The following is a 19736-nucleotide window of genomic DNA, read 5'->3' as shown; positions in this document are numbered from 1 at the left end:
GTTATCTCTTTATCAAAAATTCGTCAAAATTCATTACCGTGCTGGCCACGATCGTACCAGCAGCTACCTGAGCTGGATCGAGTGATTTATCAACCGGATATTCCCCGGCCGTCAGAATCGACTTTGCTCTTTTAGGGTTTTTTCGAAACTCGTCGTACTCTTCTTCATACAATTCTTTCAAAACCTGCTTCTCTTTCGCGTCCGGCAGGCGGCCCGTCAGGGCTGTAAATGCATAAGCGATCTGCTCGTCCGGTGTTTTCCCTTTTTTCAGCATCTGTTGTGCCAGTACCCGGGACGCTTCTACAAATTGCGGGTCGTTCATCACGACCAATGCCTGCAACGGCGTACTTGTTTTCTGCCTTTTGGTGACACAGAAATGCCTTTCCGCTGCGTCAAAGTTCAGCATCATCGGCGGTGGAGAACTTCTTTTCCAGATCGTATAAAGACTCCTCCGGTAAAGACTGTCTCCGTGTTGTTGTTTATAAGTTACCTCGTTCCGTGTTGCCAGCGCCTCCCATAATCCGGCTGGCTGATAAGGATAGGCACTTTTTCCGCCCACTGACCTGGTCAATAACCCACTCGAAGCCAATGCATTATCGCGGATTTGCTCGGCGCTCATGCGGTAGCTCGGACCGTGTGCGTACAGCCTGTTTTCCGGATCGGCTTCGCCCGATTTCGGATTGACTTTCGAAGACTGCCGGTAAGTCGCAGAGGTTACAATCATTTTTTGCATGGCCTTCACGTTCCAGCCTGACTCCCGGAAGGTAGCAGCCAGGTAATCCAGCAGTTCCGGGTGTGTAGGCAACTCGCCCTGGTTCCCGAAATCATCGCTGGAAACCACAAGTCCCTGCCCAAAATACATCATCCAGAACCGGTTCACCGTCACCCTCGTGAATAACGGATGATCCTCGTGCAGCAGCCACTTCGCCAGTCCCAGCCTGTTTCTCGGAAAATCTTTTGGAATTTTAAAGAAACTGTCCGGCGTATCCCTGGTTACAGGTTTACCGGGCGCATCGTAGGCACCGCGATTGAGGATGAATGTTTTGCGCGGATATTTCCGCTCCCGCATCACCATGACGTCGATTTCTTTATCCAAAATCTCCGTTTCCTCCCCGATCAGCTTCCTGCTGTCGGCCAGCCGTTTTTTATACTCGGAATCGATATTAGTGAGGTAATAATCCTTTAATGCAGCCAGTTGCTCGGGTTTAAGTTGTGCCGCCGGCGTTTTTATTGCGTTTACCAATTCATTTTTCAAACTATACATGCCCAGCATTTCCAGCGGCGTCAATGCTTTGGTGTAAATTATAAATTCGTCTACCTCAAAGTTTTTGGTCCGCTGATCGGAAAGGCGACCGATATTCAGCCGGTCTACATACCAGTTGGTTTTGTTCTTTCCGTAAAGTATACTTTCAGTCAACTGATCATTGTGGATCGTCACTTTCGCGGGGCGGCCGTTGACATATAATTTCAATCCCGCAGCTTTACTCAAACCATCATAAGAGAACCCGATCTGCGTCCATTTGTTTAGCGGGAATTTATCAACCGTCTGGATTTCGATCGCGTTCTGGGGCCATACGTGGCTCATTGTCAATCTAATGCGTCCATCTTCTTCGCGGAACACATTCCAGCCGCGGTAACCATTCATTACCCCGTTCGATTTATGAAACAAGGAACCTGTCACACTTGGATCGTGCAGGTTCAGCCAGATGCTGACGCTGAAAGGTTGATTTCTCTCAAAAAACGCAAATTTATCCCCGAACGAAACCGCATTTTCTCCAAAAATATACCTTGCCTTACCTACCTTCCCATTTCTGGAAGCCACATTGGACAAACTATCGTCACCTTCGGCAGTTGCCTTATGCTTTGGATCGGCCAGGTTCTGGAATTCCTTTCCCTGCGGTTCGTCGAATGTAAAATGGCCTACCAGGTCTGTCTTTTCAGGGATCAATGCTTTTTCATGTTCCACACGCGCTTTTGTCAGCCAATTCTGAAAATTCTGATCGGCGATTTTCGCGTGAGCGGTCAGCTGCGATTTTTCTTTGGACAGATTTTGGTGGATAAATTTCAGCTTGGCATCTGCCTCCGGGCTTGGCAAACTGATCGCCGGGCTAGCTTCGCCGTTGTAGGGTATCTGCCCGTTTTCGTTGTTATTATTAAAGAACGCATAAAGGGAATAATAGTCTTTGTGGCTGATCGGATCATATTTATGGTCGTGGCAGCGCGCACATTCCACCGTAATACCGAGGAATGTTTTGCCAAAAGTATCCGTCCGGTCCGCCACGTAAGCCACGCGGTATTCCTCCGGCACAATACCGCCTTCCTGACTTTGCTGGTGCATGCGGTTAAAACCGGTCGCTACCAGCTGGTCGCGGGTTGGATTCGGGAGCATATCCCCGGCGAGCTGCCAGGTTACAAACTGATCGTAAGGCTGGTTTTGATTGAATGACTTGATCACCCAATCGCGGAAAGGCCAGGCAGTGCGCAGACCGTCGTCCTGATATCCGTGCGTATCCGCATACCGAGCGGCGTCGAGCCAGGGGACGGCCATGTGCTCGCCATAATGCGGGGAGGCCAGCAGCTTATCGACTACTTTCTCGTAAGCATTCGGTGATTTGTCATTGATATAAGCTGTCACCTCCTCAGGCGTTGGCGGCAGACCGGTGAGGTCGAGGTAAACGCGGCGGAGTAATGTGGTCTTATCCGCCTCTCTCGCCGGGATCATCCCTTTGTCTTCCAGCTTTTTAAGGATAAAATTATCAATATCGTTCTTAACGAATTTTTTGTTTTTAACAGCCGGCACTTTTGGTTTTTCCACTTTGGTAAATGCCCAGTGCGGCTTGTATTCCGCGCCTTCTTCCACCCATTTGATCAGGATCGCCTTTTCTCTTGCTGTCAGTGAAAGGTGCGATTCGGGTGTCGGCATAAGGATTTCAGGATCTTTTGAAAGAATGCGCTGCACGAGCTCGCTGCTGCCCGGCTTGCCCGGATTGATCGCTTTTAATCCGCTTTCCGCTTCTTTTTTGTAAGCTACCTCTGCTACATCCAGCCGCAGGTCACCCTTCTGATGGTTCGCATCGGGGCCGTGGCAGGCAAAACATCTGTCCGACAAAATCGGCTTCACATCATAAGTATAGTCGACGGGCTGCACGAGCAGGGACATTTCCTGCGCCACGTCGTCGGGTAAGTCAACCTTCTTGTCACAGGAAGCGAAAAACAACCCCGCTACCGGGATGATCAGACTGTATTTCAAAAGGGATTTAGGCATGAATGGTGAATGTTGTAGGCTATTCCTTCGGGAGAACTTCCCGGTTTTTCCAAACTTTTTAAAACAATTGTTATACTAAGTTAACCGATAAAAACCAATCCGCCAAGTTACCGGCCTGCGGATTGGTTTTCAGGACATTAATAACCAGGGTTTTGTACCAGACTTGCCTGGCCTCCTTTTGTACTATATACAATGGCCTGCTGCGGGATCGGATAATACTGGTGTTTCTCCTCAACTCTCGCCCCGCTGAGGTAAGTCCGCTTGTTCTTTTCTTTGTCCAGATATGCGTTCAAAACCGGCACGGCGATCCCCCAGCGGACGAGGTCGAAAAAGCGGTGGCCTTCCATTGCAAATTCCAGGCGTGTTTCAAATCTTACCGCGTCCCGGGCGCTGGCGGCGTCTGTCCAGGGCGTGGTATACAATCCCACGACATAATTTGCGGCAGGTTTTCCATCGTCGGTTAACACAAAACCATCGGGACGCGCGGCGCGGGTGCGAATCTGGTTCACATATTTACGGGCCTCTTCCAGGTTACCCAGCTCCACTTCACATTCGGCAAGCCAAAGTAAAACATGATCGTAACGCATTAAACGATAATTATTGGTGCTCTGGCGTGGATTACCCGTTTTGCCCGACTCCGCTTTACTTACAATCTGCTTTTTAGAAGAATAAGGCCCGGCGTAAGATTGGTCGCGGATCCAGAAACGGCCCGGATGCACGCCCCAGTCAATATAAGGAATGCCCCTGCGGCCCACCGTCCAGTCCAGCCGGGAATCCAGCGGGCCGGTGTAAGGTTCGAATGGTGCCGAAGAAAGCAAGCCCTCGTCATTTTTCACATCCGTATCATTAAATGTCTTGATCAGCGGCAAACCCTTTGCATCTGTTTTAAATGCATTGACCAGATTTTGTGAACCCTGGTAAAACCCGCAGCAGCCACCCGGACCATTCGGATACATATAAGTAAGCTCGTCACCCTGGTTACCTCCCGATCCGTCTGCGGCAGTTACGCTGTATTGCACTTCAAAAACCGACTCTGCATTGTTGCGCGTTTCGGCCGCGAAGTTGTCGTGGAAATGGTCCATCAGTTTATATTTTCCGCTATTCACAACCTGGATCAAAGCCGCTTTGGCAGCAGTCAGGTGCGCTACATTCGGTACTCCTTTTGGAAAACCCTGGTACATATGACATTTGCCAAGGTATGCCAGTGCAGCCCATTTCGTAGGGCGTCCGGGCTGGGCCTGATTAGCCGGAAGGTTTTCCGCAGCAAACTGAAAATCGGCTTCTATTTTAGGCCACGCATCTTCGGTATTCGGGATTTGTACACTTTCAGGATTTTCGGTATCCCAGGTGGCATCGTCGATAAACGATATATTACCCCACATCTTTTTGGCCTCAAAATGATAATGCGCACGCAGGAAACGCGCTTCCGCCTGGATTTGCAGCTTTCTTGCGTCATCGAGTCCCGTCACTTTGGGGAGCGATTTTAGCACATCGTTTGCCCGGGCTACGCCGTCGTACAATGTCCGCCACTTGCCGTAAATGTGCGTATTGGTCGAAAGCCACACGTAACGTTCCAAAAATGTCTGCTCGGGCTGGTCGCCTGCGTCGGAACCTTTGTAGGCGTCGTCGGAAACCACACTGCCGAAGATCCAGTTGGAGACTGCTCCGTGCCAGGTAGTTACACCGCTCGTACCGATGCCGTCAAGCAACCCGTAAGCGCCTACCAATGCGCCTTCGATCCCGGCGGTAGTCAATATAATATCAGGACTGTATTGTCCCTGAGGTCTTTTTTCCAAAAAATTATCCCCGCAGGAAGAGGCCAGGATAACGATAGCAAGTATGAGTATTTTTTTCATGATGGATCGATGTTAAAAACCAAGACTAAGTCCGACGATAATCGCTTTCGGGGTTGGATACACGCCCTCGTCCACGCCGATCTGGCGATCGGAACCGCTGTTAAAATTGCGCAGGTTAATCTCCGGATCCAGTCCCGAATATTTGGTAAAAGTGAAGAGGTTCTGCCCCTGCACATAAAGCCGCAGCTGGTCCGCGCCGATTTTGTTCAACATCGATTTTGGCAAAGAATAACCCAGCTGGATGTTCTTAAACCGCAGATAAGAGCCGTTTTCGACGAAGTAAGTCGAAGGTTCGCCGCTTTGCGCATCGTTGGCATCCAGGATCGGCAGTTTTGCATTCGGGTTATCGGGCCGCCACGATTCGTACAGCATCCGGGTAGACCGGTTTCCCTGAAATACCTCGAAATCAGTCCAGTACCTTACGTGATTGAATATCTGATTACCCTGCACACCCTGCGCGAAAATGGTCAGATCGAAGTTTTTATAGCCCACATTGGCATTGATCCCGTAGGTAAAATCAGGATGCGGACTGCCGATGTATGTCTGGTCCTGCGCGTTGATCACGCCGTCGCCATTCACGTCGCGGTATTTGAATTTACCTACCCCCTGCGTCCGCACGCCATTGATATAGATATTGGAATCGTAGTAACCCGGAAACTTGGCGTGCGCCTGCACTTCTTCTTCATTCTGCATGATACCGTCGATGATGTATCCGTAAAATGATGAAATCGGTCGGCCGGCAATGGAGCGGGTAACAGGCGGGGTCCGCAATGAAAACCCAGGCAGGAAGTCATTCGGGTTTTGCGGGTCCAATGCAATGATTTTGTTGCGGTAAGTCGAGAAATTGACGCCGATGCTGTAAGTGAGTTCACCATCCATGACGGCATCATTATAATTTAAACCCAAATCAAGCCCCTTATTTTCAAGAGAAGCGATGTTCTGGGCGGGAATGGCAGCGTCGCCGAGCCGCGGGTCGTAGGCTTTGGTATAAAGCAGGTCTTTCGTCTGACGATCGAAAACATCCAGGCTGAGGTCGAATTTACCTTTGAACAAATTGGCATCGATACCAAAATTCCAGGTGGTGGTTGTCTCCCACTTCGCTTTCGGGTTACCAAACCTGCCGAGATCGAAACCCTGCACGTACCCGATCGGATTGCCGCCGATGCCATACCCGCTGCTGCCTGGATTGCTCTGGTAAGTGGAATAGGCATTAAAATCCCCGATCTCCTGGTTGCCGGTCTGTCCCCAGCCTGCACGCAGTTTCAGGTCGGTGATAAATGTAGCTGCTGCCATGAAAGGTTCTTTTGAAATACGCCAGCCTACGCTTGCTGCCGGGAAAGTCGCATACCTGGAAGCGGCCTGAAAACGTGACGAAGCGTCGCGGCGGAGGGTAGCCTGCACCAGGTATTTGTCCTGAAAAGCATAATCCAGCCGGCCGAAATAGGAGAATAAAGACCACATCGAAGACGCATAGCCGCTATTGGTTGAAGTAGCCGGGTTACCCGCGTCGATGTATCTCAAATCGATATTATCAGCAAAATAACCCTGGCGATAGGCATTCAAGAAGTTACCGTACGAATCAATCGACTCAATACCTGCGAAGACATTCAAATGATGGTTTTCGCCAAAATGTTTGTCATAAGTAAGCGAGTTGGTCCACGTCCAGGAGTAGCTGTAACTGCGGTTTTCACTCAGACTGTTCACGTTGGTACCATGCGCCAGCTCGATCTCGACGGGCGTATAATACTTGCCCGCATTGGCCGTCAGGTCGACGCCAAAACTGGTTTTCGCAGTCAGGTTTTTGATGATATCGACTTCTGCATAGGCATTACCGAACAAGCGAAGATCCTGGTAACCATTGTTTTTATTCCTGACCAGCTGCCCTACCGGATTGTTGGCATTCCCGAGGTTACTTCCCAGCGTACCTGCAAAATTTCCGCCAATGTCATAAACGGGAATAATCGGCTGCGCGCGGTAAGTATTGGACACCTGGCTGGTTTCGGCATTATTGCCGTAGTTACCCTGCCGTTTTCCATAGGCTACCTGTAAATTCTCTCCGATCCGCAGCCTTTTTTTGATGGTAAATTCAGTATTCGCACGAACGGAATAACGTTTGTACCCATTGTGGATCAGGATACCGGTCTGGTCAAAATAATTGGCCGAAAAAGAATAGCGGCTTACCTCTGATCCCCCTGAAACGCCCACTTGATAATTCTGGATCGGCCCGGCGTCAAAAACTTCCTCCATCCAGTCGGTACCTTGCTTGTTTGCCTTGGTGATAGAAAATTTGGTTTTACCGAATAGCGGATCGTTGTATCGGTTAAAACTGTAATTGGCAGGGTTCACGCGCGGATCACCTTCGGGCGCGCCGTCGGGAATGATGTAATCCGGAATAACTGGTTCCGCACCCTTGCCATATTGTGCGTGTTCGGGATTCCCGGTTGTCGGGTTCACTACGTTTGCATTCTTTTTACTCTGCCAAAGATATTGGCCGTACTCCGTGGTATTCAGGAGATCCATCTTTTTGGCCAGCTTCTGTACCCCGTAATAGGCGTCGAAAGTAAACTTCGGTGCGCCCGACTTCCCTCTTTTCGTAGTGATGATCACAACGCCGTTTGCAGCGCGGGAACCGTAAATGGAGGCTGAGGAAGCATCTTTAAGAATTTGTATCGATTCAATATCATTCTGGTTAATGGTATTGAGATTGCCTTTCGTCGGAACCCCGTCGATCACGTAAAGCGGATCGTTATTGCCGAGTGTACCATAACCGCGCACCCGGACAGAAACGCCTCCTCCCGGGGTATTATCAACTCCTACCGTTACACCAGCGGCCCTTCCCTGCAATTGCTGCGCAAGGTTCGTCGCTGGTACTTCTAATAATTTCTGCGCGTCGATCACACTCACGGAGCCTGTAATATCCCTTCTGGATTGGGCAGTATAGCCCGTCACCACCACTTCGCTCAGTGCTTTGATATCGGAAGCAAGCGTCACATTGATCACCGAGCGATTGGAAACCTGAAACTCCTGAGAAACGTAACCTACGAAGCTGAAAACGAGTATTGCCTTTTCGTCGGGTACCACAATGCTGTAACCACCGTCACCATCCGTAATCGCACCTTGCTGCGAACCTTTGATTACCACGCTCACACCGGGAAGCGGCTCATTGTTATCTCCCCCCAGCACTTTTCCTTTGATCGTAATATCTACCGGGTGCAGATAAGGCAGCGGCACAGGGTTCAGCGCATTGGGTGTAGTAAAGGCTTCATCCGCCTTTTTTACCAGAATAATGTATTTCCCCGACACCGAATAGCTGATTTCCAGAGGCACCAGCAAATCCTTCAAAACCCGGCTGAGTTTTTGTTTCGAAGCGTCAACGGATACTTTCTGATCGCGCACCAGCGACGGGATGTACGAAAATTTGACTTTTGTGGTCTTTTCCAGCGTGGCCAAAACCTGTTTCAGATCCTGCTGCTGTACCTGCAAAGTAACTTCCCTGTCCAACAGCTCCTGCGCCAATCCGCTGTTGGCAATCGCCAGCCCCTGGAAAAACAGGGACACAAGAAATGGTATGCACGTAACTTTCATCACAGTTACCAGATATTTAAATGGTATACTATTTTTTTTCATGCGGTTATGGTGGTTTAGGTGGGAAATTGGATTTAAGCTATTAGCTGTTAGCTTTTAGCTCTTAGCTTCTGGCTGTTAGCTATTGGCTTTGATTTTTCGGTTAGTCTTTGGATAGTGGGTATGAGAATTCATGTTTTAGTTTTTAATTATCTCTGTGTTTCAACCACAAGCAACTTGCTTGCAGCGAAAAGCCAACAGCTAATGGCTAACAGCTAACAGCCAACAGCTAATAGCCAACAACTCAAAACCTACATCCCTCGCTCGTCACAATCACCTGGCCGTCGCTTACCCGGTAGGAGGCGCCGATGGTTTGGGTGATTACGTCCAGTTTTACGAAAAATGGCTCGTGGCTGAGTTCGACGCGCAGGGAGCAAGCTTCCATCACTGCTGCATCGTAAATGATCGGGATACCGTACACTTTTTCAAGGGCCGTGAAAATTTTGCTGACTGGCTGGTTTTCAAAAACAAAACCATCTTCCGGATCCGGCTTGATCAGTTCCAGCGGCATATTGGTAATGGATTTTGAGATCTGATTGTCTTTGATAGAGAATATAGCCTGTTGATTTGGCGTGAGCAGCAACTCGGCGTTATGGTCGCCGGGATGCTCGATATCCTTGATAGGCAACACCGAAACCCGCCCGCTCCTGACCAATACCTCTACATTCGATTTAGTTGTTTTCACTAAAAAACTCGTCCCTAAAACCCTGGTAGCCAAACCATTTGCGTACACGAAAAACGGATTTTGCGCATCCCTGACTACGTCAAAAAAGGCTTCTCCGGATAAATAAACTTCCCGCTTCTTTCCGTGCACGAAATTTTCAGAATAGCTGATCCTTCCTTGCGGATGCAGCGTCACTTTACTTCCCTCCGGGAGGGTCAGCAGCATTACTTTTGGCCCGCTGTTAACTACCTCCTTCATCGGAAGAGACGTTTCGGAAACGTACTTTTCGTACGAAGAGGCCGGTTCCGGCAGACTTTGCTCCGTCAAACCATACCAGCCTAACCCAACTGCCACCAATATGGCTGCCGCCACCGAAAACCATTTCAGAGGAATTGACGAAATAATTGTCCGGGATTTTTTTGAAACGGTATTATCAAGTATCCGCGCCACCTGCTCTTCCAGGTCCGAGTCACTTACGCCTTCTGAGTGGGCCGTCCAGGTGAGTATCAAATCCCTCGCCTGCTGCATGATGATCTTCTTTTCAGGATATTCCCTGACTAATCCCTCCCAAACATCCGCGGCAGAGCTATCCTCCCGGTTAACCCAGAGCCGGAAACTATCGTCCAGCAGAAAATCTTCCAGATCGTAATCTTTATAATTTTTCATAATAAAACACCAAGGAGATCCGACTTACAGGAGGATAATCGGAGAAAGCCCGAAACATCATTGAAAAATCAGAAAAATATTTCCCCTTCGTGAAGATCCACCTTCTAATTACTTATCAATCAGAAAGTTATAAGAAAAAATAATGTTGAAATGGTCGCCTGCCATTTGTCGCGGAAGAGCTTTAATGCCTGTGAAAGCAAGTTGGAAACGGCAGGCCTGGAAATGTCCAGAACATGCGAAATTTGCTCGTTTGAGAGGTTTTCAAAAAATTTCAGGTGAATAATCTCACGTTGGCGGGGCGTGAGAGTAACCAGTACCGAACTGATACGGCGTTTTCGTTGTGCCGTTATTTCGGACGTGATGATCCGTGATTCTGCATTTTCGGCTGGTTCCGCCTGCTCCTGCCAGCTGTCGAGTCCGGTCAGGTGATTGGCGCGTTCCTTTTCCTTTATTAATCTGTTTCTTAAACTTTTAAGCAGATATGGGCGAATCTGATCGGTATCGGCCAGATATTTCCTTCGGTCCCAGAGTGATGTGAAAAGGTCGTAAATACAGTCGTTCAGCGTATCGCGGTCGTGGATAAACCGGGTACCGTATTCAAACAATGCACGAAACTCTCCCCTGATAATCGATTCAAAAGCAGCAGCCTCGCCTTCCCTGAATCTTTTCCAGCGTATCAAATCCTCTTGCATTGCGTCGGAATTGGGCAAATGATAACTAAGGAGTTAAGTATTTCTTTATTAAGTCAAACTTAAGCGTGAATTACTGCTAAATGTGGAAGCACAATCGGGGTTCTACGTGGTTAGGGTGGTTCGGGTGTTTGGGGGTTCGGGGTTACGGCTTGGGATAATTTTTGGAGGCGTCGTCTAGCACGAGTACCCAGTCTTTTCCATAGCCCGAATCAGGCGGGGTAAATTTGTTGGTTGCCTTATTGTCAAACTGCCCCACATCTTTTGTTTTACCATTTTTTGGGTCAAACCAGAATGCATTCAATTGTTTACCGGAGATTTTATCTGCATTGACGGTAAAAGGCTTTCCGGTCGAGCTGTAAATAAAAATGTAGTCCTTGCCACGCGTTGCCTGAATGCGTTCGTGGGAGGCCAGATCGTTTTCCACCACTATCGTCTGATCGGGAACGCGGTCGAGCAGCGGGCGCGATTCCATTAACCGCCGTACGAATTTCATTTCCAGGGCGCCGGGCAGTTCAAGCGCCTGCTGCCAGAAAACATGCGGCCCGTTGACAGCTTCCCGGTTAGGCGCATACATTTGCCAGATATCATGACAGCCGTAAGTGTGCCCGAAAGCACCCGCAAAAAGGTCGAGGTAGGCGGCCTTACGCACATCGTAAGCATTGGAAGTGCCCAGCTCTTTGGCATTAAAACAAACGGGGTGATCTTCATAAATCGGTTCTCCATCGATCACGGGCTTGATAGGTTGGCGTTCGTAGGCTCCTTTGATATGATCGTAAACTGCCGCATCGCGGCAATGTCCATTCTGGAACATGTTGAAATCGAACCAATTGTCCTGATGAAACCATTCACTTGATCCTTCCTTATTTGGCTGCGGATGGTAGGTCATCATGGCTTTGTCGGCCCCGCCTACACCTTCTTCCACGCCTGCGGCCATGGCCCGCCAGATTTCCGTGTCACGCGTCCCGGGCCTGGGATTACGGTCGCCGCCGAGCAGCCAGATGATGTTTTTGCGGTTTTTATAGCGGTTACCCAGCCATTTTCCGTACACTTCTGCATTGGCTTCATTAAAAACTTCCGGCCCCTTTCCCCAGGTCGATTTGAAAACCTTATCGCCCCAGGTTGGCAGGAATGCAATCGTTAACCCGACTTCCGCAGCTTTGTCAATGATAAAGTCAACGTGCTTGAAATACGCCTCATTGGGCTTGGTGGGATCGTTGTTCAGAAATGGCTTATCTCCATAAGTGTTAGGTACTTCCAGCCCGTCGAATTCAGCCAGGGCGACTGCCTGAATGACTGTAAATCCCTGGGCAGCGCGCTTTTTTAAATAGTATTCCGCATCCTCCCGATCAAGGCGGTGAAACAGTTCCCAGGCAGTGTCACCCAGCCAGAAAAATGGTTTACCTTCTTTCAGCAAATACCGCTTGTTGGCGCTCACCGTAAAAGTTTGTGCAAATGCATTGGTGCAGATAAAAGCTAAAAGCAATACTGTGGAGCAAAATCTGGACAGCTTCATAGGGTTGAAGGTTTTTGCTAAAAAGACCTCAGTTTCCCTTTTTTTACTATGTTTAAACAAAATGGAACCGCTAAGCTGGTTTGTTAAAATAATATATATGAAAACTACATTTCTACTGGCTGTTTCTTTGTTTACAGCCACATTTCAACCTCTTTCTTCGAGGTTGGAGAAAAAAGATTTTAAAAAGAATGACACCGAAATTACCCCCAAAAACAAAGCGCTCCCACGCATTGCGATCGCCGGGCTGGGTATTGAATCCAGCACCTTCTCGCCCGCGTTGACGACCGAGGAAGCATTTCACGCCAGGTATGGCGACCAGGTTTACACCGCCTACCCTTTCATGTCGGCCGATTCAGGCATCCGGGCGAAGGCAACCTGGCTGCCTGCACTGATCGGCAAATCGCTGCCGGGCGGCGCTGTTACCCGCGAAGCCTATGAATCGCTGGTGAAGCAAACGCTGGAACTGTTAAAGAAAAATGGTCCGTATGACGGGTTATTCTTTGATATCCACGGAGCAATGAGCGTGGTTGGGCTGGATGACCCCGAAGGCGATTTCATTGTCAGGATCCGGGAAGTGATCGGCAAAAAAACGGTGATCTCTACCTCCATGGACCTGCACGGGAACGTATCGTGGCGGCTCGCGGAAAACACCGACCTGATCACCTGTTACCGGATGGCGCCGCACGAAGATGCTATGCAAACCAAGAAAAGGGCTGTTACCAATCTACTGTCGAGACTGGAAAGCGGCAAGGGAAAACCGGCTTATAAAGCGTGGATCCCCATTCCGGTTCTGCTGCCCGGCGAAAAAACAAGTACGAGAATAGAACCGGGCAAGCGCATTTATGCAGCTGTTACGCCCGCTTCACTGCAAAAGGGAGTGATCGACGCGGCGATGTGGGTAGGCTATGCATGGGCCGACGAGCCGCGCAACCATGCCGTAGTAATGGTAACAGGCGACGATAAAAAAGCAGTGACTTCCACTGCCGAAAAACTGGCCAAAAGTTTCTGGGATGTGCGGAAAGAGTTTGCTTTCGTGGCCCCAACCGGCTCGTTGAAAGAAGCACTTAACAAAGCTGTCAAGAGTGACAAAACCCCCTTCTTTATCAGCGACTCCGGCGATAACCCTACTGCCGGCGGCGCAGGAGATGTAACCTGGACGATCACAGAAATTCTGAAACGGCCGGAATTCCAGGGCGAAACAGGAAAGTCACTCATTTACGCGTCCATTCCCGGCCCTGAATTGGTGGCGAAGGCGGTAGAAGTGGGTGTTGGCGGAAAAATCGACGCATTAGCTGGTGCGAAAGTCGATTCCCGCTTTGCGCCGCCCGTTAGGTTGAATGGTACTGTGACGGCCATTGAGCATGGCGACAGAAATGCAGAAACAGAGGTAGTTGTGAAAGTTGGTAGTGTGCGTGTGATCGTGACCAAGAAACGCAAGCCATACCACAAGGAAGCGGATTTTACCAGGCTGGGACTAAATCCAAGAAAATCAGATGTAGTTGTGGTTAAAATCGGTTACCTCGAACCGGAACTGTACAATATGCGCGCAGACTGGATTTTGTCACTGACCCCGGGCGGCGTGGATCAGAATCTGGAAGGATTAGAATACAAGCGGGTTAAAAGGCCCATTTATCCACTGGACAAAGAAATGAAGGATCCCGACCTGAAAGCGAGGCTCGTTCCGTCTTCCGATCAGATCTGAGGAAATAGTCAAATCACTGAACCGGAGAGTCAGGCGGCGGAATAGTCGCCTGACTCTCTTCGGTTAAGGAGAGCACTTCTTTATGCTCACGCAGTTTCTCTAAAACATCATCCTCAGCGCAGCCGGTTATCACACCGAACTCAAACAGATTGGTAATCATAAGCCCTTCCTGGCTTAATTCGTCGGCGACGGTCCGCAGGCTGCCCAGGTAAGTCTCTGATATAGTGATGACAATGCTTTTCATACAATTTGTTCAACAGGTGCAAGGGACAAGCCTACGCCCACATCCATATTAGAAACAGGTAACCGTTTAGCCAGTTTGCGCAATTCGCTCATGATCTGGTGCGGGGTACCGTTCGGATATTTCTCCCAAAGCAATGCGGTTAATCCCGCCACATGCGGTGTCGCCATGCTCGTGCCCGAGATAGTCCGATAGCGCATCGGCATCGGCCAGCTGGAATATATATCTACCCCCGGCCCGGCAATATCCACTTCTCCGTTCGGGTTAATGCCCCTGTTTGAAAAATCGGCCACATTCAGATTGGAATCCACTGCCGCCACGGCCAGTATCGAAGGGCAATCGGCCGGACTTCCGACCGGGCTGAACTGGTTCATGGACCGCCTGCTTTCATTGCCCGCCGCCGCAATCACCACAGCTCCTTTGGAATTGGCATATTGTGCAGCCCTTTCATAAGCCACATCATAGCTTTGCCCAGGAAAAACCCTCGACCCGAGCGACATAGAAATAACCTGGCATCCCTGATCCGCAGCCCAGGTCATACCATTCAGAATCCACGCCTGCGCGCCGCTGCCTTCATTGCTCAAAACTTTTCCGGCGTAAATCGTGGCATTTGTGGCGATTCCGTAACGTGTACCATTCACGTCCACACTACCTGCGGCGCTTCCGATGCAATGCGTACCGTGACCGTGCGCATCCTCGGCAGTTTCATTTGGAACAAAAGAATTGGTTACCACATTTCTCGACGCAAAATCCGGGTGGGCAGCGTCAAAACCAGTATCGAGAACGGCAATTTTAATACCATTACCGGTGTAAGAAGAGGCCGATGCCAGCGTTACATCGATCCCCCAGGCGGAGGGTACATTCAGAATAGCAGGCATTTCATCGGGCACATACACGATCTTTTCTGGTTCTATTATGTAACCGGCACCAGCGGATTCCAGGATCCTGATCTGCTCTTCATTCCCGCCAACGAGCGCAATGCCAAGATCTTCATAAATTAATGCATCCGCGTCGCCGATCTGCGTTTCATCAATGGGTGCACTGACAAATTCCCGGGTATTAGCGACCGACAAGCCGCATTCGGATTTAAAAAAGCTCATGGCACGGGTTGACCCAGTGACGCCGTCGCGGAAGATGACGAAATATCGCCCCGTATAGAGCGGCTTTTCGTCTTTATTCCTGTCGTATACCTCCTTCACGAATTTTTCAAAGGAAGCAATGCGTTCGGTGTTGTCGGGAAGAAATGTTTGTTTTCCTAAAATCGGCTTCTTCATGCTCATATCGTTAAGGTTTTCAAATGCTTCTTTATGAGAGGAGTTCTTTGATTTTGGCTATTAACAATCCTGTACCAAACGCTATTAATATTCAAAAAAGGTAGAAATAACCAATTGCTTACCGGCTGGATTTCATCGCTTTAACTTTCGCCAGCGATCCGTCATTTACAAACTTTTCGTACTCCGGCGATTCTCTTGCGAACACTGCGATCCTGCCTTTCTCATCATTGTGGACGCCCCAGCCGTATCGCTTTGTGAGGGGCGAAGCACGCATACACGCCTGGCCTTTCGAAAAAAACTGCTTGCGGGCACCTTCCAGCTCGGCTTCCGTCAGGTCATTTTTTTCTGCATATACGTGAAACAGCACATCGTCCGAAGTGAATTTGTACGGGTTTTTGCTGATCAGATCGAACTCGATGTTGGCGACCGTCTTTTTATCGCCTTTCACAGGCGGCTTCTCTCCCGCGCTGGCCGGACAATCGGCAGCAACTTCAATGAATGTGTTCTCGTAGTTGGTTGTATGTTCTTTCATTTGATAAATGTTTTCGTTTTAACGAAAGTCAAAACTGTAATCGCCCGATAATAATTTAAAAGGATTAGCAGATGTGGTTTTTCGATAATCTTCCAGAAAAAAGTCCCCGATACCCGCACAGCCGGTTTCAACAATTTCAATATACCTGTTCATCACATAACTGTCTTCTGTCGGCTCGTCGAGCAAAAATTCGGGGTTATCGGCGATATATACAAAAGTTTCGTTTTCCTTCCACTGATGCCCAAAGTAGGGTTCAATCTGAGCGGAAACGTTTAAGCGACTATAATTTTTTTCTCTTTCGTTCAGATATTCCAGCTGCGAAGGTGACACTTCAAAGATCACGCCATTCACCCACTTATCTGATTCCGGCCTGATATTAAGGAATATTCCTTCAATCCTTTTTTGCAGGCCCGCCGAGAAAATCGGCTCGCGCAGGTTCCATACCCGGCTAAATCCGTTTAGCCTGACCGGTATTATGTCGTGAACCGACATTTCCGTCTGCATTGTGCGCGAGAGACTTTTCAGATTAATCAGTGATCCATAACCAAAAACAAATGTCTGCATGCTCACGAGATGTTTGAAGTGGTATCAAAATCAGAGGCGAATTCGATTCGTATTACTTCGCCTTCTTTCATATTCTTCCTTTCTACCTCAAATAATCCGGGAGAAATTGCTTCAATCGTTCCGATCTCCTTAGAAACCAGTTTACCCTTTTCTTCGTAAAAACTAAAAAATACCTTTGGCCGCATCCTGATATGTAAATGGTAATCTTTAATCGACGTAAAATCCACGACCAGACGGATGGTCTGTGCGTTTTTATCCGCTTTTGCCGCAGTATCCTTGTTGCCGGGCTGAAAACCGTTGTAATAATGAGAGGAAGTGACAAAAACATTGGAAGCCCCTTTGATCATAGGTTGTATGATCCTGGGGTTCTCCTCCACTGTAATGTCGGTATCACGGGGGTTCCTGATATAGGGCAACAACGATTTAACCTCCACTGCGGTCCCTCTGGTACTGTCATAACTTCTGAATTTTGTGACCAGCTTATTAAAGTTAGAAATTCGGAATGTCATGTATTCGTCATAAATGTCGATCGTTTCATTCAGCCTTTCGACATATTTTCGATATAACGGCTGAGAAGAAGTGGCTTTGTTTGACAAGTGAAGGAACTTGTAATAAATTGTTTTTTCGATGATCTCAACATCTGAATTATAGTCATCGGCAGCGTCCCAAAGCCGGTTAGACCTCACCCAACCGGCTCGCGGGTTCACCCGGAAAGCATGGTTTAACGCATTGAGCACTTTTCGGCTAAGCTCCTCCGCATTATGCCAGTGATCGCAATAGTGATTGGCTTTTATTGTTTTGATAAATGCCTGCAATTTCTTCCGGCTCTTTTCTTTTTTCTCCCGCTTATTTTCTGCCAGCGTCTCGATATCACCGCATATAAAGGTGTATACGGGTACATCTTTACTTCGCGCATATTCGTATTCTCGCTGCGTATAACTTATTTCCCGAGGATCCGCAGGGTCGAATGCCGGAGAAATACTACCGTACTTCCCGCCAATAATCAACACATAATAGTCACTTGTATCGATCAATTCTGTGATCATCTGCCACTGATGGCGCGTTGTCGCGGGAAAAGTTTCCATTCCGACCGGGATATGGTCCGCCTTGAAGATTGCATTGGCTACTTTCTTCCTTTCATCCTTGAGGTCTTCATACGTGGAACTCACGAAGACCTGGTACTTCTTGTTCATCCGGTTTACGTTTAGGCTTATAGAGGATTGAGCTTTTATTATTGATTAAAAGCAATAATCCACTAATAATACCTGTGCTTTTACCTGATGCTCAGGTACATTTCTACCCAAAATTTATTCTTTACGAAAATCAAAAACACCCCCACCCTGGCGCAGGATCATTTTCTTCTCGGCCGGCTTAAATTCCATTACCAGACCCGCTGCATCAAATTTGAACTTGTGCTTGTCGGTAGCTTCCAGGGTAAAAGAAGGCTGATTGGTCGCCTGGGCAGTAAGGGAAGTTCCGGACCTGGTTACCGTGATTTTAATGGGGATCTGGTTACTGGCGTAAGTTCCGGGATACAGGTCGAGATCGGCCGGCGCGGGGCTATAAACTTTGAAGTCAGGAATTTCAACAGGCATGCCGAAAACCGCATTCAGCATCGCAATTGTAATGCTGTTCACAGCCATTGCACTACCGTTGCTGGTAATGGCATAGGCTATTTTTTGCTCCGGAAAATAGCCAAAAACGGATTGAAATCCGTCTATCCCACCACTGTGTCCCAGGCTCATTTTGTCATAAAATGGAATCGGAAAAAGCCCCATTCCGAAATTCTCCTTCAAGGTTTTCATTTCCGCCAGACTTTTTTCCGAAATCAGCTTACCACCAAAAAGAGCGTCGGCGAACCTGGTTAGATCCTCCGGCGTGGAAATCAATGCGCCTGCACCGATCGGAATGGACATATCCGTTTCAGATTGCCTGACCCAGTTGTCTGTAAATTTGTAAGAATTCGCTTCGTTATCAGCTACTGAGATCTTGCCACCTACTTTTGTATATTTCAGGCCAGCAGGTTTCGTAATATACTGCTCTACAAGCCCGGCGAGCGGTTTTTTGTAAATTTCCTCGAGAATAACCGATAGCAGCACATAATTGGAATTGCTGTAAGCTGCCTTACTGCCCGGCTCGAAATCGCTGCCGGCCGTCACGATCAGGTCTACCATTTCCTTCCGGCTTTTTTTGCCGGTATTCCATTTCTCGTAATCCGGGTCGTTTGTGAAATTATGAATGCCGCTCCGGTGGTTTAAAAGGTTGCTTACCGTGATCTTTCCGGCATTTTTGATCGCTGGAAAAAACTTGTCGATGGTCTGCGTCAATGCAATTTTATTTTCTTCTATTGCCTTAAAAACGAGCACAGCAGTGAAGGTTTTGGAGATCGAACCAATGCGATATCTGGTATTCGCATCCGCTTTTTTCTGCGTCTCCACGTCGGCATAACCGATTGTTTTACTGTATACTATCTGCCCATTCTGAGAAATAGCGACACTGCCCATGAATTTTCTGTTGGCATCGAGCGCCTGGAAATAGGCGTCCAGTTTTTCTTTGTTCAGGTTTTGGGAAAAGCCTGTTTTGAAGACAAATAATAAGATTACGAGGTAAAATTTCTTTCCAAACATGCTATGGGTTTTTAGTACTGAATATTAGACTCTGCCCGCTATTGACCGGCGGTTTGCAATAACTCGATGAGAATAGTCCTTAAAAATTCCTCCTTGGCCTTCACATCGTCCAAGCCCGTAAACACTGCCATTCTTCGCCCGTCTTTAAAGTCGCCTTCCAGCAATCCTCCGGCGTTCGCCACATCGGCCCCGCGCAGGAATATCAGTCTGATAGCATCCTGCTTGAAGAAATTAAAGTTAACCAGATAGCGCTTATATTCTTTCGGATTGAAAGGCTGCATGGGCCCGGTGTAGTAAAATGTCGGTGTGTTCCAGTAAATGCCCTCTCCTACTGCCGGGTCGGTACCGAGGATTACTTCCCGTAAGTATGCGGCTGTCTCTGCCAGCGGGTGTTGCAGGTTTTGCATAAATGTGTCCACCTGCTCAGGCTCCGATACGCCGGCTGTCAAACCATTTTCTTTTTTCATTATTAGCAATTGAAAGTTCTAGATTCAAAAAAATGGTGTAGGAAAGTAA

The 19736-nt window shown here is 48.5% G+C and carries 14 protein-coding genes; 1 reads left to right on the top strand and 13 read right to left on the bottom strand.

Features of this window, described 5'->3' with window-relative positions:
• Position 1 precedes the first annotated feature (1 nt).
• From FXO21_RS23830 to FXO21_RS23805, 6 genes are all read right to left on the bottom strand, one after another.
• Positions 2-3265, bottom strand: a complete 3264-nt coding sequence (locus FXO21_RS23830) for a DUF1553 domain-containing protein (protein ID WP_149642425.1) — start codon at positions 3263-3265, stop codon at positions 2-4.
• Between the two features lie 137 nt (positions 3266-3402).
• The gene (locus tag FXO21_RS23825; protein WP_149642424.1) at positions 3403-5121 is read right to left on the bottom strand and encodes a RagB/SusD family nutrient uptake outer membrane protein; all 1719 of its coding nucleotides are present in this window, start codon (positions 5119-5121) and stop codon (positions 3403-3405) included.
• Between the two features lie 12 nt (positions 5122-5133).
• Positions 5134-8748 (bottom strand): SusC/RagA family TonB-linked outer membrane protein, encoded by a 3615-nt coding sequence (locus FXO21_RS23820; protein ID WP_149642423.1) that lies wholly within the window; start codon positions 8746-8748, stop codon positions 5134-5136.
• A 241-nt stretch (positions 8749-8989) separates the two neighbouring features.
• Positions 8990-10075 carry a FecR family protein gene (locus FXO21_RS23815; protein ID WP_149642422.1) on the bottom strand — a complete coding sequence of 362 codons (1086 nt, stop codon included), beginning with the start codon at positions 10073-10075 and terminating at the stop codon, positions 8990-8992.
• A 119-nt stretch (positions 10076-10194) separates the two neighbouring features.
• Complete coding sequence (locus FXO21_RS23810) at positions 10195-10767, bottom strand: RNA polymerase sigma factor (RefSeq protein ID WP_149642421.1); 573 nt, start codon at positions 10765-10767, stop codon at positions 10195-10197.
• 142 nt (positions 10768-10909) lie between these two features.
• The gene (locus FXO21_RS23805; RefSeq protein WP_149642420.1) at positions 10910-12280 is read right to left on the bottom strand and encodes a glycoside hydrolase family 140 protein; all 1371 of its coding nucleotides are present in this window, start codon (positions 12278-12280) and stop codon (positions 10910-10912) included.
• A 97-nt stretch (positions 12281-12377) separates the two neighbouring features.
• Here FXO21_RS23805 and FXO21_RS23800 point away from each other — a divergent pair, with 97 nt between their 5' ends.
• Positions 12378-13982, top strand: coding sequence for a M81 family metallopeptidase (locus tag FXO21_RS23800; RefSeq protein WP_149642419.1), 1605 nt, complete (start codon positions 12378-12380; stop codon positions 13980-13982).
• Positions 13983-13995: 13 nt separating this feature from the next.
• Here the strand turns inward: FXO21_RS23800 and FXO21_RS23795 are convergent, their stop codons facing one another.
• From FXO21_RS23795 to FXO21_RS23765, 7 genes are all read right to left on the bottom strand, one after another.
• Positions 13996-14226 carry a hypothetical protein gene (locus FXO21_RS23795; RefSeq protein ID WP_149642418.1) on the bottom strand — a complete coding sequence of 77 codons (231 nt, stop codon included), beginning with the start codon at positions 14224-14226 and terminating at the stop codon, positions 13996-13998.
• On the bottom strand, positions 14223-15497 hold the full coding sequence (locus FXO21_RS23790) for a S8 family peptidase (RefSeq protein ID WP_192579313.1): 1275 nt from the start codon (positions 15495-15497) through the stop codon (positions 14223-14225). Before FXO21_RS23790 ends, FXO21_RS23795 begins: the two co-directional genes overlap by 4 nt.
• 118 nt (positions 15498-15615) lie before the next feature.
• A complete protein-coding gene (locus tag FXO21_RS23785; protein ID WP_149642416.1) occupies positions 15616-16029 on the bottom strand; it encodes a DUF6157 family protein in 414 nt (137 codons plus the stop codon).
• 18 nt (positions 16030-16047) lie between these two features.
• The gene (locus FXO21_RS23780; RefSeq protein WP_149642415.1) at positions 16048-16593 is read right to left on the bottom strand and encodes a gamma-glutamylcyclotransferase family protein; all 546 of its coding nucleotides are present in this window, start codon (positions 16591-16593) and stop codon (positions 16048-16050) included.
• 2 nt (positions 16594-16595) lie between these two features.
• Positions 16596-17786, bottom strand: a complete 1191-nt coding sequence (locus FXO21_RS23775; protein ID WP_149642414.1) for a DUF4062 domain-containing protein — start codon at positions 17784-17786, stop codon at positions 16596-16598.
• Positions 17787-17900: 114 nt separating this feature from the next.
• Positions 17901-19220 carry a serine hydrolase domain-containing protein gene (locus FXO21_RS23770; RefSeq protein WP_149642413.1) on the bottom strand — a complete coding sequence of 440 codons (1320 nt, stop codon included), beginning with the start codon at positions 19218-19220 and terminating at the stop codon, positions 17901-17903.
• 38 nt (positions 19221-19258) lie between these two features.
• Positions 19259-19687, bottom strand: a complete 429-nt coding sequence (locus FXO21_RS23765; protein WP_149642412.1) for a DUF1801 domain-containing protein — start codon at positions 19685-19687, stop codon at positions 19259-19261.
• Positions 19688-19736 lie beyond the last annotated feature (49 nt).

Source organism: Dyadobacter sp. UC 10, assembly GCF_008369915.1.
Lineage (GTDB): Bacteria > Bacteroidota > Bacteroidia > Cytophagales > Spirosomataceae > Dyadobacter.
This window is presented reverse-complemented; position numbering and strand designations above follow the sequence as displayed.

What these genes read in the sequence shown, in the direction of transcription:
- FXO21_RS23830 (WP_149642425.1), bottom strand. Translation starts at nt 3,265, where the DNA reads ATGCCTAAATCCCTTTTGAAATACAGTCTGATCATCCCGGTAGCGGGG.
- FXO21_RS23825 (WP_149642424.1), bottom strand. Translation starts at nt 5,121, where the DNA reads ATGAAAAAAATACTCATACTTGCTATCGTTATCCTGGCCTCTTCCTGC.
- FXO21_RS23820 (WP_149642423.1), bottom strand. Translation starts at nt 8,748, where the DNA reads ATGAAAAAAAATAGTATACCATTTAAATATCTGGTAACTGTGATGAAA.
- FXO21_RS23815 (WP_149642422.1), bottom strand. Translation starts at nt 10,075, where the DNA reads ATGAAAAATTATAAAGATTACGATCTGGAAGATTTTCTGCTGGACGAT.
- FXO21_RS23810 (WP_149642421.1), bottom strand. Translation starts at nt 10,767, where the DNA reads ATGCAAGAGGATTTGATACGCTGGAAAAGATTCAGGGAAGGCGAGGCT.
- FXO21_RS23805 (WP_149642420.1), bottom strand. Translation starts at nt 12,280, where the DNA reads ATGAAGCTGTCCAGATTTTGCTCCACAGTATTGCTTTTAGCTTTTATC.
- FXO21_RS23800 (WP_149642419.1), top strand. Translation starts at nt 12,378, where the DNA reads ATGAAAACTACATTTCTACTGGCTGTTTCTTTGTTTACAGCCACATTT.
- FXO21_RS23795 (WP_149642418.1), bottom strand. Translation starts at nt 14,226, where the DNA reads ATGAAAAGCATTGTCATCACTATATCAGAGACTTACCTGGGCAGCCTG.
- FXO21_RS23790 (WP_192579313.1), bottom strand. Translation starts at nt 15,497, where the DNA reads ATGAAGAAGCCGATTTTAGGAAAACAAACATTTCTTCCCGACAACACC.
- FXO21_RS23785 (WP_149642416.1), bottom strand. Translation starts at nt 16,029, where the DNA reads ATGAAAGAACATACAACCAACTACGAGAACACATTCATTGAAGTTGCT.
- FXO21_RS23780 (WP_149642415.1), bottom strand. Translation starts at nt 16,593, where the DNA reads ATGCAGACATTTGTTTTTGGTTATGGATCACTGATTAATCTGAAAAGT.
- FXO21_RS23775 (WP_149642414.1), bottom strand. Translation starts at nt 17,786, where the DNA reads ATGAACAAGAAGTACCAGGTCTTCGTGAGTTCCACGTATGAAGACCTC.
- FXO21_RS23770 (WP_149642413.1), bottom strand. Translation starts at nt 19,220, where the DNA reads ATGTTTGGAAAGAAATTTTACCTCGTAATCTTATTATTTGTCTTCAAA.
- FXO21_RS23765 (WP_149642412.1), bottom strand. Translation starts at nt 19,687, where the DNA reads ATGAAAAAAGAAAATGGTTTGACAGCCGGCGTATCGGAGCCTGAGCAG.